Here is a 425-nt window from a genome sequence, read left to right as displayed (position 1 = left end):
CCCACCACCCCGGCAGGCACCGGAGACAACCACTCATCAAGGACAAACAACGCCGTGGTCGCCACCGGCGCACCGATCGGCACCACCGGCACACCCACCGACAGCGGCGCACTCATCGACACATACACCGTGGCCTCGGTAGGCCCATAGGCGTTGATCACCACCCGATCCCGCGCCCACCGATCCACCACCTCCACCGGACACGCCTCCCCACCCAACAGCAACGCCGTCGACTCCAACCCCCGCGGAGACAACGCCGCCACCGCCGACGGAGTCTGCGTCAACACCGTGACCCGCTCACGAACCAACAAGGCGTGGAACTCTTCTGGCGAACGAGTCACCACATCAGGCACCACCACCAACCGCCCACCACCAAGCAACGCCGCCCAGATCTCCCACACCGAGAAATCGAACGCATACGAATG

General features: G+C 65.2%; 1 protein-coding gene. It reads right to left on the bottom strand.

The window, feature by feature from the left end:
* A partial coding sequence (locus tag OQ789_RS25815) for an AMP-binding protein (RefSeq protein WP_324689263.1) occupies positions 1 to 425 on the bottom strand: 425 nt, incomplete at both ends.

The sequence above is a fragment of the Mycobacterium sp. 94-17 genome, from assembly GCF_035617725.1.
Lineage (GTDB): Bacteria > Actinomycetota > Actinomycetes > Mycobacteriales > Mycobacteriaceae > Mycobacterium.
This window is presented reverse-complemented; position numbering and strand designations above follow the sequence as displayed.